This is a genomic window from Kribbella capetownensis (assembly GCF_004331485.1).
GTDB lineage: Bacteria > Actinomycetota > Actinomycetes > Propionibacteriales > Kribbellaceae > Kribbella > Kribbella capetownensis.
Genome location: NZ_SJKD01000014.1, coordinates 118,067 through 135,301, shown reverse-complemented (window position 1 = coordinate 135,301; position 17,235 = coordinate 118,067). Strand labels below are relative to the sequence as shown.

At 68.7% G+C, this 17,235-nt stretch carries 18 protein-coding genes; 16 read left to right on the top strand and 2 right to left on the bottom strand.

The window, feature by feature from the left end:
* Positions 1 to 3 precede the first annotated feature (3 nt).
* Genes E0H75_RS40035 through E0H75_RS40005 form a run of 7 tightly spaced genes read left to right on the top strand, consistent with a single transcriptional unit; the run spans position 4 to position 5,492 of the window.
* Entirely contained in the window at positions 4 to 1,155 is a 1,152-nt protein-coding gene (locus E0H75_RS40035) for an alpha/beta fold hydrolase (protein WP_131518955.1), read from the top strand.
* Entirely contained in the window at positions 1,152 to 2,078 is a 927-nt protein-coding gene (tsaE, locus tag E0H75_RS40030; RefSeq protein ID WP_131518954.1) for a tRNA (adenosine(37)-N6)-threonylcarbamoyltransferase complex ATPase subunit type 1 TsaE, read from the top strand. Before E0H75_RS40035 ends, tsaE begins: the two co-directional genes overlap by 4 nt.
* Before the next feature lies 1 nt (position 2,079).
* Positions 2,080 to 2,748, top strand: coding sequence for a tRNA (adenosine(37)-N6)-threonylcarbamoyltransferase complex dimerization subunit type 1 TsaB (gene tsaB, locus E0H75_RS40025; protein ID WP_131518953.1), 669 nt, complete (start codon positions 2,080 to 2,082; stop codon positions 2,746 to 2,748).
* Entirely contained in the window at positions 2,745 to 3,194 is a 450-nt protein-coding gene (locus tag E0H75_RS40020; protein ID WP_131518952.1) for a GNAT family N-acetyltransferase, read from the top strand. Before tsaB ends, E0H75_RS40020 begins: the two co-directional genes overlap by 4 nt.
* Before the next feature lie 14 nt (positions 3,195 to 3,208).
* Complete coding sequence (gene tsaD / locus E0H75_RS40015; RefSeq protein ID WP_131518951.1) at positions 3,209 to 4,261, top strand: tRNA (adenosine(37)-N6)-threonylcarbamoyltransferase complex transferase subunit TsaD; 1,053 nt, start codon at positions 3,209 to 3,211, stop codon at positions 4,259 to 4,261.
* Positions 4,258 to 4,707 carry a GNAT family N-acetyltransferase gene (locus tag E0H75_RS40010; protein ID WP_131518950.1) on the top strand — a complete coding sequence of 150 codons (450 nt, stop codon included), beginning with the start codon at positions 4,258 to 4,260 and terminating at the stop codon, positions 4,705 to 4,707. The genes tsaD and E0H75_RS40010 overlap by 4 nt, the downstream gene beginning before the upstream one ends.
* A complete protein-coding gene (locus E0H75_RS40005; RefSeq protein WP_131518949.1) occupies positions 4,704 to 5,492 on the top strand; it encodes an alpha/beta fold hydrolase in 789 nt (262 codons plus the stop codon). Before E0H75_RS40010 ends, E0H75_RS40005 begins: the two co-directional genes overlap by 4 nt.
* Before the next feature lie 271 nt (positions 5,493 to 5,763).
* Here the strand turns inward: E0H75_RS40005 and E0H75_RS40000 are convergent, their stop codons facing one another.
* Positions 5,764 to 6,924: a class I SAM-dependent methyltransferase gene (locus E0H75_RS40000; RefSeq protein WP_131518948.1), complete on the bottom strand. Its 1,161-nt coding sequence runs from the start codon at positions 6,922 to 6,924 to the stop codon at positions 5,764 to 5,766.
* 9 nt (positions 6,925 to 6,933) lie between these two features.
* On the bottom strand, positions 6,934 to 7,545 hold the full coding sequence (locus E0H75_RS39995) for a peptidoglycan-binding domain-containing protein (RefSeq protein WP_131518947.1): 612 nt from the start codon (positions 7,543 to 7,545) through the stop codon (positions 6,934 to 6,936).
* Between the two features lie 282 nt (positions 7,546 to 7,827).
* On the opposite strand from E0H75_RS39995, the gene groES reads away from it, so the two are divergent.
* From groES to E0H75_RS39950, 9 genes are all read left to right on the top strand, one after another.
* Entirely contained in the window at positions 7,828 to 8,124 is a 297-nt protein-coding gene (groES, locus tag E0H75_RS39990) for a co-chaperone GroES (protein ID WP_130384566.1), read from the top strand.
* Positions 8,125 to 8,252: 128 nt separating this feature from the next.
* Positions 8,253 to 9,872 carry a chaperonin GroEL gene (gene groL, locus E0H75_RS39985; protein WP_131518946.1) on the top strand — a complete coding sequence of 540 codons (1,620 nt, stop codon included), beginning with the start codon at positions 8,253 to 8,255 and terminating at the stop codon, positions 9,870 to 9,872.
* A 144-nt stretch (positions 9,873 to 10,016) separates the two neighbouring features.
* Entirely contained in the window at positions 10,017 to 10,532 is a 516-nt protein-coding gene (locus E0H75_RS39980; RefSeq protein WP_238163548.1) for a GNAT family N-acetyltransferase, read from the top strand.
* A gap of 111 nt (positions 10,533 to 10,643) precedes the next feature.
* Positions 10,644 to 11,264, top strand: coding sequence for an RNA polymerase sigma factor ShbA (gene shbA / locus E0H75_RS39975; RefSeq protein WP_131360831.1), 621 nt, complete (start codon positions 10,644 to 10,646; stop codon positions 11,262 to 11,264).
* Positions 11,257 to 12,630, top strand: coding sequence for a hypothetical protein (locus E0H75_RS39970; protein WP_131518944.1), 1,374 nt, complete (start codon positions 11,257 to 11,259; stop codon positions 12,628 to 12,630). The genes shbA and E0H75_RS39970 overlap by 8 nt, the downstream gene beginning before the upstream one ends.
* A gap of 155 nt (positions 12,631 to 12,785) precedes the next feature.
* Positions 12,786 to 14,300: an IMP dehydrogenase gene (guaB, locus tag E0H75_RS39965; RefSeq protein WP_131518943.1), complete on the top strand. Its 1,515-nt coding sequence runs from the start codon at positions 12,786 to 12,788 to the stop codon at positions 14,298 to 14,300.
* Positions 14,301 to 14,406: 106 nt separating this feature from the next.
* Positions 14,407 to 15,546 carry a PrsW family glutamic-type intramembrane protease gene (locus tag E0H75_RS39960; protein ID WP_131518942.1) on the top strand — a complete coding sequence of 380 codons (1,140 nt, stop codon included), beginning with the start codon at positions 14,407 to 14,409 and terminating at the stop codon, positions 15,544 to 15,546.
* Entirely contained in the window at positions 15,504 to 16,442 is a 939-nt protein-coding gene (locus E0H75_RS39955) for a hypothetical protein (protein WP_131518941.1), read from the top strand. Before E0H75_RS39960 ends, E0H75_RS39955 begins: the two co-directional genes overlap by 43 nt.
* The gene (locus E0H75_RS39950; RefSeq protein WP_131518940.1) at positions 16,439 to 17,188 is read left to right on the top strand and encodes a DUF7674 family protein; all 750 of its coding nucleotides are present in this window, start codon (positions 16,439 to 16,441) and stop codon (positions 17,186 to 17,188) included. Before E0H75_RS39955 ends, E0H75_RS39950 begins: the two co-directional genes overlap by 4 nt.
* Positions 17,189 to 17,235 lie beyond the last annotated feature (47 nt).

The following is a 17,235-nucleotide window of genomic DNA, read 5'->3' as shown; positions in this document are numbered from 1 at the left end:
GGTATGTCCAAAGCGGGACGGACTGCTGGTCTGATCGGGGCCGCGGTCGGAGTGCTCGCCGCGGGAGCGGCGGCCGGCGTCGCCGTCGAGCGGCAGGTGATCGGCCGCCGGTCCGGGCAGCGCGCGCAGCTCGAGGCCGAGCCGTTCGGCTCGATGCGCGGTACTCCACACATCTTCACGGCCGACGACGGCGTCGAGCTGTACGTCGAGGTCGACGAGCTGAAGCGGTCCCGCCGGCCAGCGCAGCCGAAGCGCCGGTTTGGCCTGACCGGGGCGGTGGGGCGGGGAAAGAATCAGCACAGCAAGCTGCCGCTCCCGCCGGAGGATCTGACCGTCATCTTCGCGCACGGCTACGGGCTGAACATGGACTGCTGGCACTTCGAGCGCCGCGACCTGACCGGCATCGGCACGATGGTGTTCTACGACCAGCGCTCGCACGGCCGGTCCGGACGGTCGCCGAAGGAGCACGTCAGCATCGAGCAGCTCGGCCGCGACCTGCACGGGATCCTGGAGGAGTTCGCGCCGACCGGTCCGGTGATCCTGATCGGTCACTCGATGGGTGGCATGTCGATCATGGCGCTGGCCGAGCAGCATCCCGAGCTGTTCGGTGACCGGATCATCGGGGTCGGCCTGTGCTCGACCAGCGCGGGCGGCCTGGACCAGGTCCCGATCATCGTTCCGGGCAAGCTCGGGATGATGCTCCGCACCCTGGCCACCCCGACGGTCTCGGTGCTGGCGCGCATCCCCGATGTGGTGGAGCGCAGCCGGAAGGCCGGGACGGACATCAGCTACCTGCTGACCCGGAAGTACTCGTTCGGCTCCGAGGTGCCGCCGGCGTACACCGAGTTCGTCAACGAGATGATCGCGGCGACGCCGATCTCGGTGATCGCGGAGTTCTACCCGATCTTCGCGCTGCACGACAAGTTCGACGCCCTGGAACCGTTGCAGAAGGTGGAGTGCGTGGTGATCGGTGGCGACCGCGACCACCTGACCCCGTTCGTCCACGCCGAGGACATCGTCCGGCGGGTGCCCGGCGCGGAGCTGGTCGAGGTGAAGAACTGCGGTCACCTGGGCCTGATCGAGCACCACGATGAGTTCACCGCGGCCCTCCTTGGCATGATCGAGCGAGCCGAACAATCCCTGGGACACACATGACCGACCTGCACCTAGTGGACGCGACGTCCGATCACGTCGACCAGATCCTTGCGGTGATCCACCACGCGTTCTCCGCCCGGCGCGTCCTCGACCCGCCGTCCACCGCCTTGTCCGAGAACGCGACCACAGTGGCCGCTGCCATCGCGCAGTACGGCGGTCTGCTCGTTCGCAGCAACGGCATCCCGGCCGGCGCGATGTTGTTCAAGGAGGCCGGCGACGTGCTGAACCTGCGCCGCGTCTCGGTCGACCCACGGCACCAGGGCCACGGGGTCGCGTCCGCGATGGTCGGGTGCGCTGAGGATGTCGCCGTCCAGCGCGGGCTGAATCGGGTCCAGTTGATCGCTCGGGTCGAACTGCCCGACACCGTGGAGTTCTGGCGGCGTCGCGGGTACTCGCTGGTCGAGCGGCAGGACCACAACCTGATCCTGGCAAAGGCGATGCCGATCGAGCTGACCGTGCCGACGGCCGACGACATGCGGGCGATCAGTGAAGAGCTCGCGGGCCAGCTCCGCGCGGGCGACGTACTCGTGCTGTCCGGCGACCTCGGCGCGGGCAAGACGACGTTCACTCAAGGTCTCGGCGCGGGACTGAAGGTGCGCGGTGACATCACGTCGCCGACCTTCGTGATCTCGCGGGTGCATCCGTCGCTGGCCGGCGGTCCTGCGCTCGTACACGTTGACGCGTACCGGCTGGGTGGGATCGCCGAGCTGGACGACCTCGATCTCGACGCGAGCCTGGACGACGCGGTCACGGTGGTCGAGTGGGGTCACGGCTTGGCCGAGTCGCTGGCGCCGGACCGGCTGGACATCGTGGTCACCCGCGGCGACGACGACACCGACGAGACACGCGAGCTGCGAATCATCCCGGTGGGGCCGCGCTGGGCCGCGTCCGGCGTCCGGGTGTCCGTACTGGAGAAGAACTGACATGTTGCTTGCCTTTGACACCTCGAGTGCGGCCGTCACCGTGGCGCTGGCCGATCCGCTGAGCGGTGAGATCGTCGCGTCCTCGACGACCGTCGACGCCTTGCGGCACGGCGAGCTGCTTGCGCCGGCGATCGCCGCGGCGCTGGAGACCGCCGGCTGTACGGCGGGCGACCTGACCCGGATCGCGGTCGGTGTCGGCCCGGGTCCGTTCACCGGCTTGCGGGTCGGTCTGGTGACTGCCCGGACCATGGCCGACGTACTCGGGATCGAGGTCGCGGGTGTCTGCAGCCTGGACATCCTGGCGCGGCAGTCGTCGCTGACACTGCCGGTGGCCGTCGCAACCGACGCGCGACGCAAAGAGATCTACTGGGCCCTGTACGACGGCCCGGCCGCCGACGGGAGCCGGCGTCGCCTGGAAGGACCGGCGGTGGATCGCCCGGCCGAGGTCGCGCACGTCCTGTCGGGTCTGCCGGTGATCGGCCGGGGCGCGGTCCTGTACGCCGAGGCGCTCGGTGTGACGGAGGTCGACGTCGCCGAGTACCCGTCGGCCGAGGTGCTCGCGACCGGAGTCGCGACGGGGACGCTCGACGTGGTCGAGCCTGACCCGCTGTACCTGCGTCGGCCCGACGTGACGATGTCTGCCCGGCCGAAGAGCGTGCTGCCGAAGTGAGACCTGCCATTCGACCGGCGACCGCGGACGATCTGCCCGCTCTGGTCGCGTTGGACGAGCTGTGCTTCGGGCCGGAGGCCTGGAGTACGGTCTCGTGGACGACCGAGTTCGAGCGGCTGTCCGAGGATCGGGTGATCCTGGTCGCGGACGAGGGCGCGGCCGTCGGGTACGTCGTACTGCTGGTCCCGCCGGTCACGGTGGACGTGGTCGAGTTGCTGCGGATCGCGGTGACCCCGGCCGAGCGGCGGACCGGGATCGGCGGGCAGTTGACGACGGCGGCGCTGGCGCGCTGCGCCGGCCGGACCGTGCTGCTGGAAGTTGCTGCAGGCAATCAATCGGCCGGCGGGCTGTACAAGAGCTTTGGTTTTCAGGAGATCAGCCGGCGGCGCGGGTACTACGCCGGTGGCGAGGATGCGGTGATCATGCGGTGGCGGGAGTCAGTGTGAGTTCAAATGCGGTGATGGCGAACGAGCCCCTGATCCTGGGGATCGAGACGTCGTGCGACGAGACCGGGGTCGGGATCGTCCGCGGGCAGACACTGCTCGCCGACGCGATCGCGTCCAGTGTCGAGGAGCACGCGCGGTTCGGCGGCGTCGTACCTGAGGTGGCCAGTCGCGCGCACCTGGAGGCGATGGTGCCGACGATCCGGCGCGCTTGTGAGACCGCCGGGATCAAACCGACCGATGTCGATGCGGTCGCGGTCACCAGCGGGCCCGGCCTCGCCGGCGCACTGCTGGTCGGCGTGGCCGCGGCCAAGGGGCTCGCGCTGTCGCTCGACAAGCCGCTGTACGGCGTGAACCACCTCGCGGCGCATGTCGCCGTCGACACCTTGGAACACGGCGATCTGCCCAAGGGCTGTGTCGCCATGCTGGTGTCCGGCGGGCACTCGTCGCTGCTCGCGGTCGAGGACATCACCGAGGGCGTGCTGCCGATGGGGAGCACCATCGACGACGCCGCGGGTGAGGCGTTCGACAAGGTCGCGCGGGTGCTGGGGCTGCCGTTCCCGGGTGGTCCATATGTCGACAAGGCGGCACGCGACGGCGGCGACCGGCTCTACGTCACGTTCCCGCGCGGGCTGACGTCGCAGCGAGACCTTGAGCGGCACCGGTTCGATTTCTCCTTCTCCGGTTTGAAGACCGCGGTCGCGCGCTGGGTCGAGGCGCGGCGTCGCGACGGTGAGGACGTGCCAGTGAACCATGTCGCGGCGGCCTTCCAGGAGGCGGTCTGCGACGTACTGACCCGCAAGGCGATCGATGCGTGCAAGGACCGGGGCTTCGAGCATCTGTTGATCGGTGGCGGCGTGGCGGCGAACTCTCGGCTCCGCGTGATGGCCGAAGAACGTTGCTCGGCGGCCGGCATCGCCGTACGGGTGCCGCGGCCGGGGTTGTGCACCGACAACGGTGCGATGGTGGCGGCGCTGGGCTCGGAGCTGGTCCGGGCCGGGAAAGCCCCGTCGCCGTTGGGGTTGCCTGCCGATTCGTCGATGCCGATCACTGAGGTGCTGAACAAATGAAGTGGACACACCCGGAAGGCTTCGAGGCGGACGACGACGCGACCCGGGTCGACGTCGACGTGGTGCACGGCTTCCTGAGTACGTCGTACTGGGCGCCGGGGATTCCGCGAGAGGTCGTGGCGCGGTCGATCGCGGGGTCGTTGAACGTCGGTGTGTTCACGGCGGACGGGGCGATGGTCGCGTTCGCTCGCGCGGTGACGGATCGCGCGACGTTCGCGTGGATCGCGGATGTGTTCGTGGTGCCTGAGCAGCGCGGGCACGGGCTGGGGAAGTTCGTCGTGGCGACGCTGCTCGAACATCCCGAGTTGCAAGGTGTCCGTCGGGTCATGCTCGGGACCGAGGACGCGCACGAGCTCTACCGGCGGCATGGCTTCACCGAGCTCGCCGCCGACGGCCGGATGATGGGCATCCGCCGGGATCCCGCGGACATCTACGGGCGTCCATGACCGGTCCTGCTGTCGATCTGGTCTGGCATCCTGCCGGGGCGACGGATCTGGTGCTGCTGGCTCATGGCGGGCAGGAGCATTCGACCGCGGTTCCTCATCTGTGGCGAGCGCCGATCCTGCGGATGTGGCCGTTCGCTCTGGCTGCGCGGACGGCTGTTCCCGCTGCGGCGGTCGGGTTGCTGCGCTATCGGTATCGCGGGTGGAACGGCTCCGCCGCCGACTCTGCTGTTGATCTGCGGGCGGTCCTCGACGAGCTGCCGCCGGTGATTCGCCGGGTCCTACTGATCGGGCACTCGATGGGTGGTCGCGCGGTTGTGGCCGCAGGCAATCATCCTCGGGTGGCCGGCGTACTGGCGCTGGCTCCTTGGCTGCCCGAAGGCGAGCCGCTGACTGGCCTGCGTCCGCCGGTGACGTTCGCGCATGGCACGGACGACACGATCACCGATCCGCGCGCGACCGCCGCCTACGCCGAACGTCTTCGCGCTGCAGGTACTCCGGTCACGATGTATGCGCTCGCCGGGGAAGGGCACGCCATGCTCCGCCGGCCGACCGACTGGAACACCGTGGTCGCCAACTTCACCACCGGTGCCCTCAACTCCACAGCACCCGCCCTTGGCATGGATGGCCCGCCGATCGAGCCACTCCCGCAGTACGGCGCGAAGGCGTTGCTGCCGATCGCGGTCGGGTCGATCGCGGTGGCACGCTTCCGGCTGCCGGTCGTGGAACGGTTCGAGGTGCACTGCAGTGCGGGGAAGAGCACGGCAGCGGGCAGAGACCTGGGGTGACTTCGCCGCCTGCTCCCCAGGTGAACGGTCAGCGGCCAACCGGTTTCTGCCACCCACCCTGCCGAACCCAGGTGAACGCCCGACTGCACCCCGATGACGCTCAGTCGACGTCCGCCTCCTCAGACCGGACGTCGCCCGTTTAGTGGCGGATCCCCGGGGAGTGCAGCAGCAGACGCAGCACCTCGCCTACCGGCAGGTCACCCGGGGACCCGCTCGCGAGATCGATCATATGTTCGAATGCACTCAGAATGCAAGTTCGCATTCGAATGGCTCAGGGCTCGAGCTTGACGCGGCGGCAGGAGTAGGCGACGGCGTCGCGGCCGATGCGGGTGATGATCAGGGTGGCTGTGCCTGGACCCTTGGGAGCGAGCTTCTTCCGGAGCTGCGCCGGGTCGACATCCACTCCGCGCTTCTTGATCTCGAGCGTGCCGATGCCCTGCGTGCGGACCCAGGACCGCAGCGCCTTCTCTTTGTACGGCAGCTCCTCTACCACCTCGTACGCCGACGCGAGCGGTGTCGGCACGAGCTTGGGTGCGGTGACATAGGCGATCCGCGGGTCCAGCAGCCACCCGTCGACCGCAGCGGCCACTGCGGTCACCAGACCGGCCCGCACAACGGCTCCATCCGGCTCATAGATGTACTGCTCGACCGGACCGCTCTCAGCCTCTGGCGCATCCGCCACACTCACGCCGCTGGGCAGCAACGTCGCCCGCCGCGGTGTACCGGTGTAGAGCGCCCCTGACCAGAGAGCGGCCTCCTTCACCTCACCCGCGTCAGAGATCCACTCCGCTTCGACTCCCTCGGGTACGGCGTCGTGCGGGATGCCAGGCGCCACCTTCACACAGGCGGTGCGCTGCAAGATCTCGGTGACAAAGGTCCACGGTGGTGAGTAGGCATTGTGGTCGAACACGCGCCGGCCATCAGCCCGCCGTGCAGGATCCGCGAACACCACGTCGTACGGCGTGAGCTCGGTGGCTTCGGCGGCGCCGACCATGACCTCACCGGGCAGATCGAGCGCGGCCAGATTGGCGCGCGCTGTGGCTGCGGTCTCCGGGTCGCGTTCGACGCCGGTCACCCGCAGACCGGCGCGGGCCGCGCTGATGAGGTCGCCACCGATTCCGCAGCCGAGATCGACCACACTGCTCCCCGGCAAGGCCGCTGCGATGCGTGCGGCCCGGTGCGTGCCGACTGTGGTCCTGGTGGCCTGCTCCAGACCGTCCGGGGTGAAGTACATCCGGGTCGCATCCGCTCCGAACTTGGCGACCGCCCGGTGCCGCAGCGAAGCCTGCGTGACCGCGATCGTCACGAGCGTCGCGTCGTACCGGCGTCGCAGCCTCTCGACCAGCTGCAACTCCTTGCCAGGCTGGTACGCCGCACAGGCCTCCACGAGCACCTCAGCGCCCGGCCCGTCCAGCAACGCGGTGACAGTCACCCCGCAACTTTAGAGCGGACTCGAGCAGCTCCTGCTCCAGCTGTTGGTGGCGGAGGAGTAGAGGCGCCAGTTCATGGCCGAGCGGGTCTTGGGGCCGTAGATGCCGTCCACGACGAGCTTGTGCTTGCGCTGCACCGTCTTGACCACCGCACGGGTGTTGCTGCCGTAGATGCCGTCGACCTCGAGGTGGGTGCCATAGCAGAAGTTCAGGTTGCGCTGCAGGACCTGGATGGCGGTGTCGGGCTCGCCGTACACCGTGGAGCCGCGGTTCGGGTCGTCGCCGTACATGAGGTTGCAGGTGGTGCTCTTGCTCGCGTAGATCGACGGCATCGGGATGCCCCAGCTGCTGTTGACCGGAACCAGGACGGCCCCGCGGCACTGTGGCAGTGCAGCCGCGGCCTTAGTCTCCGCCTCGGCGGATGTGCGGGTGGAGTCGGTCGACTGATCGGCCGGGGCATTCGCCGCCGGCTGATCTGCGGCGGGAGCTCCAACGCTCGGCGTGGCCGGTTGGTCTTTCGACGCGCCGGCGGCGACCGCACCGACGGCCACCGCGCCCACCGCGGCAAGGACCGCGATGGTGCGCCCGGACAGCTTGGGTAGAGACGGGAAGCTGATGGCCATGGTCGCTCCTCGGACCCGCTGGGAAGCCCTCCTGGGGAAACGGTCGCACGGCGAGCGGGGTCAGGCCCAGCGTTCGGCCACAATCCGTACCCGGCCGGTCACAGGCTCCGCCGGCAGAGGAAGTCTGGCACTCGAGTTGACCGAGTGCTAATCGCGGCCTAGATTCGGTGTTGGCACTCTCCACCCGAGGGTGCCAGCGGTCCGGCCTCTGACCCCCGCGACGGCAGAGGAGCGCGACCACCCTGAACTGCAGACAAGCAAATCGACCGTGGAGGTCAGCAAGTGTCGGTCACGATCAAGCCGCTCGAGGACCGCGTCCTCGTCGCGCCGCTCGAAGCCGAGCAGACCACGAAGTCCGGCCTGGTGATCCCGGACACCGCCAAGGAGAAGCCCCAGGAGGGCGAGATCCTCGCCGTCGGCCCCGGCCGGATCGACGACAACGGCAACCGCGTCCCGCTGGACGTCGCCGTCGGCGACAAGGTCATCTACTCCAAGTACGGCGGCACCGAGGTCAAGTACGACGGCCAGGACTACCTGATCCTGGGCGCCCGCGACATCCTCGCAGTCGTCAGCAAGTGACGGCCGCTCGCTGTTCCTGACTGACACCGCCCTGGTGCCCTCCCGGCGCCGGGGCGGAGTCGGTCCGGGACAGCGAGCTCGGAACTGCTGTTACGAAGCGCGAATTTCAGAGAGGGACTGGATTTTTCATGCCGAAGATCCTCGAGTTCGACGAGAACGCGCGGCGCGCGCTGGAGCGCGGCGTCGACAAGCTCGCGAACACGGTGAAGGTGACGCTGGGGCCGAAGGGCCGCTACGTCGTCCTGGACAAGAAGTGGGGCGCCCCGACCATCACCAACGACGGTGTCACCGTCGCCCGTGAGGTCGAGCTGGACGACCCGTTCGAGAACCTTGGTGCGCAGCTGACCAAGGAGGTCGCGACCAAGACCAACGACATCGCCGGTGACGGCACCACCACCGCGACGGTGCTGGCGCAGGCGCTGGTGCACGAGGGCCTGCGGGCGGTCGCCGCCGGCGCCAACCCGATGGGCCTCAAGCGCGGTATCGAGGCGGCCGTCGAGGCCGTCTCCGCCAAGCTCGTCGACACCGCTCGCGCGGTGGACGACAAGGGCGACATGGCGCACGTCGCCACCATCTCCGCCCGGGACGCCGAGATCGGCGCCCTGATCGCGGACGCCTTCGACAAGGTCGGCAAGGACGGTGTGATCACCGTCGAGGAGTCGAACACGTTCGGCACCGAGCTCGAGTTCACCGAGGGCATGCAGTTCGACAAGGGCTACATCTCGCCGTACTTCATCACCGACGCCGAGGCCGGCGAAGCGGTGCTGGAGGACCCGTACATCCTGATCAACCAGGGTAAGATCTCCGCGATCGCGGACCTGCTGCCGCTGCTGGAGAAGGTCGTACAGTCCGGCAAGACCCTGCTGATCATCGCCGAGGACGTCGAGGCCGAGGCCCTGTCCACCCTCGTGGTGAACAAGATCCGCGGCAACTTCACCTCCGTCGCCGTCAAGGCGCCGGGCTTCGGTGACCGCCGCAAGGCGATGCTGGAGGACCTGGCCGCGCTGACCGGCGCGCAGGTCGTTGCTCCGGAGGTCGGCCTGAAGCTGGACCAGGTCGGGCTGGAGGTGCTCGGTTCGGCGCGCCGGATCGTGGTCTCCAAGGACAACACCACGGTGGTCGAGGGCGCCGGCAAGTCCGACGACATCGAGGGCCGGGTCAACCAGATCAAGGCCGAGATCGAGCGCACCGACTCCGACTGGGACCGCGAGAAGCTGCAGGAGCGGCTGGCCAAGCTGGCCGGCGGCGTCTGCGTCATCAAGGTCGGCGCGGCCACCGAGGTCGAGCTGAAGGAGAAGAAGCACCGGATCGAGGACGCGGTGTCCGCGACCCGGGCCGCGATCGAGGAGGGCATCGTCGCCGGCGGCGGCTCCGCTCTCGTGCACGCGGCCACCGTGCTGGACGGCGAACTCGACCTCGAGGGTGACGAGGCCACCGGCGTGCGGATCGTTCGCAAGTCGATCGTCGAGCCGCTGCGCTGGATCGCCGAGAACGGCGGTTACGAGGGCTACGTGGTGACCTCGAAGGTCGCCGAGCTCGAGTCGGGCAGCGGCTTCAACGCCGCCACCGGCGAGTACGGCGACCTGCTGGCCCAGGGCGTGCTGGACCCGGTCAAGGTGACCCGGTCCGCGCTCGCCAACGCCGGCTCGATCGCCGCGCTGCTGCTGACCACCGAGACCCTGGTGGTCGACAAGCCCGAGGACGAGGAGCCCGCCGCAGCCGGTCACGGCCACGGCCACGGTCACTGATCCTCAGGCTAGAAGTACCAGAAACACAGAGCACCGCCCGGCAGGTTGTTCGGACTCGCCGGGCGGTGCTTGCTTTGGGGGACGCAGAGGGCGGCGAGCTGGGTGAGATGCCGGCTGCACGGGGCGGGTGGTGGGATGGGGTGCGTGGCTGAGATTCGGGTGCGGGTGGATGGGGACCTTGGGGTCTGTGTCGAGTTGTTGCGGGATGTGCATGAGGTGGCTGGGTATCCGGTGAACTGGCCGGCGGATGCGCGGAAGTGGTTGACGCCGGAGGACGGGCTGGGGTGCTGGGTTGCTGTCAGCGACGGGCGCGTGGTGGGGCACGTGGCGCTGACCGTGAACGGAGCCGACGGAGTGTCGGTTGAGCGGTTGTTCGTGGATCCGAAGGCGACCCGCGCGGGGATCGGACGGCAGTTGCTGGACCATTCCGTGAAGACAGCGGCCGAGCTCGACCGGAAGTTGTCCCTGGAGGTCGTGGCCAACCGCGGCGCGGCCGAGCGGCTGTACCGACGGGCCGGATGGCTGGAGACCGGCCGCACCCCGATCGACTGGGCCGGCGACCAAGCCTCCGAACTGATCCACTTCGAAGCCCCAACTGAGCGGCAAGGATCGCCGTACCCGACGAAGTGGGCGGAGGACGGGATTCGTACGGGCCAGTAGTGACAGATCGTGACCAGAAACTGGAGGTGATCACGAATTGCCACTAGGCAAGGGAAGGTGAGAGCCGTACCATCTTTCAGGCTGACCGGTCCGACACGAGGGGGGCGAGGGGTGACCGAGGTCCAAGTACCGCACACCCACGATCGGGTCGAGCTTCGAGATCTTGCCGCGCGCGCGAGCGAAGGCGATCGGACAGCTCTGAACGACCTGCTCACCAGGGTGCGTGCCGTGGCCCACCGCTATGTGCGGTCGAGGCTGTGGACCTACCCCGGCGGCGCCGACATGGTCGACGACGTCGCGCAGGAGGTTTGTGTCGCGGTGTTCGGCGCACTCGGCCGGTACCGCGACGAGGGGAGGCCCTTCGAGGCTTTCGTCTATGGCATCGCGGCCCGCAAGGTCGCCGATGCCCAGCGCGCGTTCGCGGTGGCCGACGTTTCGACGCCGGACCTGCCCGACGGCGCGGACGAGTCACCGACGCCGGAGGAGCACGCGGTCCGGCATTCGGAGGTCCAGCACATCATGGGCCTGCTGGACAAGTTGCCGGAGAAGCTGCGGGAGATCCTGCGGCTCCGGGTGGTAGCGGGGATGTCAGCCGAGGAGACCGGCCGGGCACTGGGAATGACACCGGGGGCGGTGAGGGTCGCACAACATCGAGCGTTGAACACGCTCAGGGGGTTTGTGGGGCATGAGGCACAGCTGGAACGAGGAGCAGGGGAGGGGCATCATGGCTGACCGTTTCGACCTCGACGCGATCGACGCTGATGACGCACTACTCGACCTGCTGGCCGCTGGTGGGGAGACCGCGTTCGGCGCGGGAGAGCACGACCCGGCCGTCAAGCTGCTGGCCGAGCTACGGCTCGCGGTGGAGGTCGAGGACGAACTCCCGGTCGAGACTATCGACGACCCGGAGAGCTTCCTGGCGCGCTGCGCGGCTCTGAACCCGGTGACGGACCCGTTCGCCCGCAAGGTGGCGGCCCGCGGTCTGGCACTCGGTGTCGCCGCGGTGGCCGCGCTGTCGGTCTCCGGAGTGGCCGCCGCGGTCACCGGCGACCCGTTGTCGCCGTACGAGAAGGTCATCGAGAAGATGGTCGACGCGGTCCGCCCGCAGACCAGCTTCCCGAAGGAACAGCTCGACGGTATGCCGGTGGTCGACAAGACCAAGATCGTCAAGGTCGCCAAGGACTACCAGAAGAAGCAGGAAGAGAAGGCCGCCGAGGAGAAGGCGAAGTCCGACGAGACCGTCGCGGCCGACCAGCTCCCGCAGGCGACCACCGACGTGAACCCGCCGCTGGCCCGGCCGCTCCCGAAGGAGCTGCCGAGCATCATCCAGCAGCCGGTGGTGCCGCCGGACACGCAGACGACGCAGCCGCCGGACCAGGCGGGCGACGGCCAGGCCGACGAGCCGGGTTCGGATCCGACCCAGGACCCGACCACCGACCCGACGACGGATCCGACCCAGGACCCGACGACGGACCCGACCACGCCGCCGCCGACGGATCCGACGACGCCGCCGGCCACGGAGCCGACCGACCCGCCGCCGACCACGCCGGACAACGGCGAGACCGGCACGGACACCGGCAACCCGACGACGCCGCCGAGCGGCGACTCGGGCACCGGCGCGGGCGACTCGAGCACGGGCTCCGGCGATTCGAGCACTGGCGACGCCGGCTCGGGCAACGGCAGCCAGACGGTCCCGGGCGACACGAACCCGGCGCCCGATCAGCCTGGTGACGAGCAGAAGCCGAGCACCGACCAACCTGGCGACAACGCGCCTGGTGACGGCCAGTCCGGTGACGACCAGACGCCTGCGGGCGGCCTGGGCGACCTGCTGGAGAAGATCCTGCCGGTGCTGCCGACCCCGACCGGGGCTCCGGCCGAGCTGAAGAGTGCCGACGAGTTCTTCAGCTCCAGCACGGACGCGAAGCACTCCAGCGGCGCGGTCTCGACCGGCTCGGTCAAGTCGAGCTATGTCAAGGGCAAGCACTCCACCGGCCAGTACGCCGAGGGCAAGCACGCCGCCATCGAGCGCACCCACGGCTCGCTGGAGGACCAGGCCGTCCTGCAGATCCTGGGCGTGGTCAACAAGCAGACGAACTGACGACACCCCGGTCCGGGTCGACCCGGACCGGTCCCGCTCCGCCGCCGGCTGTACTGTCCGGCGGCGGTGGCCTGTTGACGGGCGATTCGGGCGTCCGGGGATGCGCGGCTACGATGGGGTTCCGATCTCGCCGTGCAAAGGTGCCTGTTTCCCTCATGGACATCACACCAGCTGGAGTTCCCGACAAGTTCGCCGCCCTCGGCCTCACCTTCGACGACGTACTGCTGCAGCCCAACGAGTCCGACGTCATCCCGTCCGAAGCCAGCACCCGGTCCCGGGTCAGCCGCAACGTCGAGGTGAACATCCCGCTGCTGTCCAGCGCGATGGACACCGTCACCGAGGCGCGGATGGCGATCGCCATGGCCCGCCAGGGCGGCCTCGGCGTTCTTCACCGCAACCTCTCGATCGAGGACCAGGCCCAGCAGGTCGATCTGGTCAAGCGCTCCGAATCCGGCATGATCGCGCAGCCGATCACGATCGGCCCCGACGCCAGCATCGGCGAGGCCGACGCACTCTGCGCGCAGTACCGGATCTCCGGCGTCCCGGTGGTCGACAACGCCGGCGTACTCGTCGGCATCGTGACGAACCGCGACATGCGGTTCGAGAACGACCTGTCCCGGCCGGTGCGCGAGGTGATGACCAAGCAGCCGCTGATCACCGGCAAGCAGGGCATCTCCGCCGACGACGCGATGGCGCTACTCAGCAAGCACAAGGTGGAGAAGCTGCCGCTGGTCGACGAGGCCGGCAAGCTGACCGGCCTGATCACGCTGAAGGACTTCGTCAAGCGGGACAAGTTCCCGCTGTCCACCAAGGACGGCTCCGGCCGGTTGATGGTCGGGGCCGCGATCGGCTTCTTCGGCGAGGCGTACAAGCGGGCGATGACACTGGTCGAGGCGGGAGTCGACGTACTCGTCGTGGACACCGCGCACGGTCACTCGCAGGCGCAGCTCGAGATCATCCGCAGGCTGAAGGCCGACTCGGCGACCCGCGGTGTGGACATCGTCGGCGGCAACGTCGGTACTCGCGAGGGTGCGGCGGCGCTGGTCGAGGCGGGCGCGGACGGCGTCAAGGTCGGCGTCGGACCGGGCTCGATCTGTACGACGCGTGTGGTGTCGGGCGTCGGGGTCCCGCAGGTCACCGCGATCTACGAGGCGTCGCTGGCGTGCAAGCCGGCCGGCGTCCCGGTGATCGGCGACGGCGGCCTGCAGTACTCCGGTGACATCGCCAAGGCGTTGGTCGCCGGCGCGGACACCGTGATGCTGGGTTCGCTGCTGGCCGGCTGCGAGGAGTCGCCGGGCGACCTGGTCTTCATCAACGGCAAGCAGTTCAAGGCGTACCGCGGGATGGGTTCGCTCGGCGCGATGTCGTCGGCCGGCGGGCTGCGCAAGTCGTACTCCAAGGACCGCTACTTCCAGAGCGACGTCGGCAGCGACGAGAAGCTGATCGCCGAAGGCGTCGAGGGCCAGGTCCCCTACCGCGGCCCGCTGGCAGCTGTAGCCCACCAGCTCATCGGTGGCCTCCGCCAGTCGATGTTCTACTGCGGCTCCCGCACCGTCCCCGAACTCCAAACCAAGGGCCGCTTCGTCCGCATCACCTCAGCCGGCCTCCAAGAATCCCACCCCCACGACATCCAAATGACCGTAGAAGCCCCCAACTACTCCGGCCACTAGCAAACCCCGAACAGCCCCGCACAGACCGTGCGGGGCTGTTCTACGCCCACTGACCCTCCAGTCGGTTATTGCCCGGTGACCCTGCGTACCGGATGGCTGGGGCTTCATGGTTCTGCTGATGCTGGCCGCGACGCTGTACGGCGTCCTCCAGCTCGTCGTCCTCGCCTGGCCTACCCGCACCGTTCGCCTCCCGACAGCGCTGCTCGCCATCGCGGTCGGCGTCTACGCATGCGGTGCCCTGGGGCTGACGCTCGAGCTGCTTGTGGCGCATGGGCTCGCCGCCAGCTCCGACCTGCAACTGCAGGACGCGATCCGGCAGGCGAGCCCCACGATCGACCCGATCATCGAAGAGCTGGTCAAGATCGTGCCGCTGCTACTGATCGGCATCAACGTCCGGTCGCGTCTCCAGCACGGCCTCACGGACTACGTGGTCCTCGGCGCCGGCCTGGGTGCAGGGTTCGGCCTGCTGGAAGCGGTCGGGCGGTTCGGCATGGATGCGGATCACGCGATCCCGATCTCTGGTGGCGGGTGGATCCTGCCGAGCTTCAGCTCGCCGTACATCCCGGGGGTCAAGCAGTTCCTGTCGACGGCGTTCCCAGCCCCGGCGGGCTCTCTGGACATCGCCGACCTGGCGAAACTCGCCTCCGGCTTGTCCTCCGGCACCAGCATCCACCTGGCCTGGACAGCGCTGGCCGGCCTCGGGGTCGGACTCCTACTTCGCGAACGGCGCTGGACCAAGCTGCTGGGTCTACTTCCGATCGGCTTCGCCTGCAGCCTGCACACCCTTCACAACTACGTGGCCGTCAACTCGGACTCTGCAGCCGAGCCGTTCAGCAGCGCGCTGGAGAACCTCCTCTGGCTCGTACCCCTCATCGGTCTCGCGGTCGCGATGGCCCTCGACCTGAAGACCTTGCACCGGGCCAAGTCCGTCGTACCCGAAGTCCTGCTCCCAGGTGAGCGACCTGGCCCCGCCGCCGTACTCCGCTTCAGCCTGACTGCCGTCCCGTGGACCGTCTGGATCGCTCTTCGGTTCATCCTCGTACGTCGGTCCCTCTGGTTCCTGACCGCTCGAACCACGCCTGCTGTGGCCGAGCCCCTGCGCGTCGTCGTCGCTGAACTTGTCACCGAGATGCAGGCGGCCGGGAACCGGCAGGCCTGGCGCGGCCTTCAGGTCCGCGCAATCCTCCTCCCGGCCATTGGAGGATGGAAACGCCGTGCGCTGCTGGCCGTCCTCTGGCTGGCCTGACGACTCCGGCCCTGCTGGTCGCGATCGTCGGTTCCTTCCCGTCCCGAGCAGGACTCCAACAGTCCCTGAGCACCGGCACCGGTGCCAAGCTGACGCTCGCCTCCGCCGGCGTCGCCCTCCTGTGGATCCTCTGGCGCTTGATCGCCGGGCTGCTCGAAGTACGCCGTACTGCCAAGTCACCGCGCGGCGAGTTGATCGCAGCCGCCCGCCTCCGCGTCCTAGTCGCACTGGGCGCACTCCCGATCGGTGCCCTCCTCCTTTACCTCCACCTGACCGGCACCCAACTCGACGAGCACCTCCCCCTCAACGCCCACCTCCTGGACTCCCTCGACGACGCACTCCTGGTCCTGGGCTTCACCCTCACGGTCCTGGCCCTCTTCGCCCTCTTCCCACCCGGTGGCCTGGCCCTGGCCACCGGCGGCATCGTCACCACCGCCATCACCACCGAAGCCGCCACCGCCTTGGGCCTCTCCGGCATCCTCCTCATGACCGCCGGCGCCCGCGGCCGCACCAGTACCAGCGGAGGCAGTTCCGGCGGCCCGTCCGGCTCCGGTCCCGCGGGCGCGCAGGAGCCATCTGGAATCAGACAGCGGGCTCCAGCAGAGAAGCCGGTGGCCAGCACCGGGAAGTTGCCGAACATCGTGGACGAGCTGTGGCACGGATATCAGAGTCCGACACGCGTCGGCGACGGAACCACGATGGATGCGGTACGCAACGAGATACTGACGGGTCGTCCAACCAAGGGCGTATGGCACACCGACAAGGCAATACGGTGTAGAGCAAGCCTCCGTCGGTGGATCAAGGCGAACCCTGACGCGCCCAAGCGCGAGTATGACATCGCAGACAGCCTGATCAAGCGACTGAGCAACGCCTTGAATACTAGGAGGCCGGGATGAGTGAGCCGGGGGAGAGGTTGGTTGGTGAACTGCTGGGCTCACTGCCCGTGTTTGCGGGCGATCTGGATCGGGCGCGCCGGCGTTATCAGGAGAACAAGGCGGATGCGTACATGGAGCCGCCGACCCCCGAGTCCTTCCTGATCGACCTGGCCTTCAGTGCTGTCCAGCGCTATCTGGTCGGCGGGACAGCGGAGGCCGAGCAGTTGCGTGGGTTGCTGGCGTTCATCGAGGACCAACTCGGTCGGGATCCTGACGACGATGCGTTGATCGGTGACGCTTTTGCGGGTTGTCTTCCGGAGCCGGGGGATCGCGGCGACGAAGTGCTCGACTGGCTCGGTCCGAAGTTGCACGCGCTCAGATTCGAGAAGCTGCGCGAGGAGGACGCCGCTGCCCCGGATTCGACAGTTCAGTTCCTCTACCGGATGGCGGACGCCGTGCCATCCCTTCGCGGGCGGCTCGACGAGCACTTCCAGGCGAACCGCCGTCGGCCTTCCGCGCATTCCTTCGTCAGCGAGGTCGCCCTCGAGGCACCCGGCCTCGTCGCCTCCGGCCGAGCCCACCTCGTCCGGCCGCTCCTCGATTTCCTGGAAGCGGAGTTCGGCGGGGACGCGGATGTCGACAATGTGATCGAAGCCTCATTCGTGGAGATGCTGCCGGATCCGGGTACGCCCGGCGTGGAGATCGAGACGCTGCTCGGCCCCAAGCTGCGAGCCGAACTGGAACGCCAACGGCACTGGCCGGATTAGGCGCGGAGCCTGGCAGCCTGGAGCCCCTGGGGTTTGGGAATCAGGTG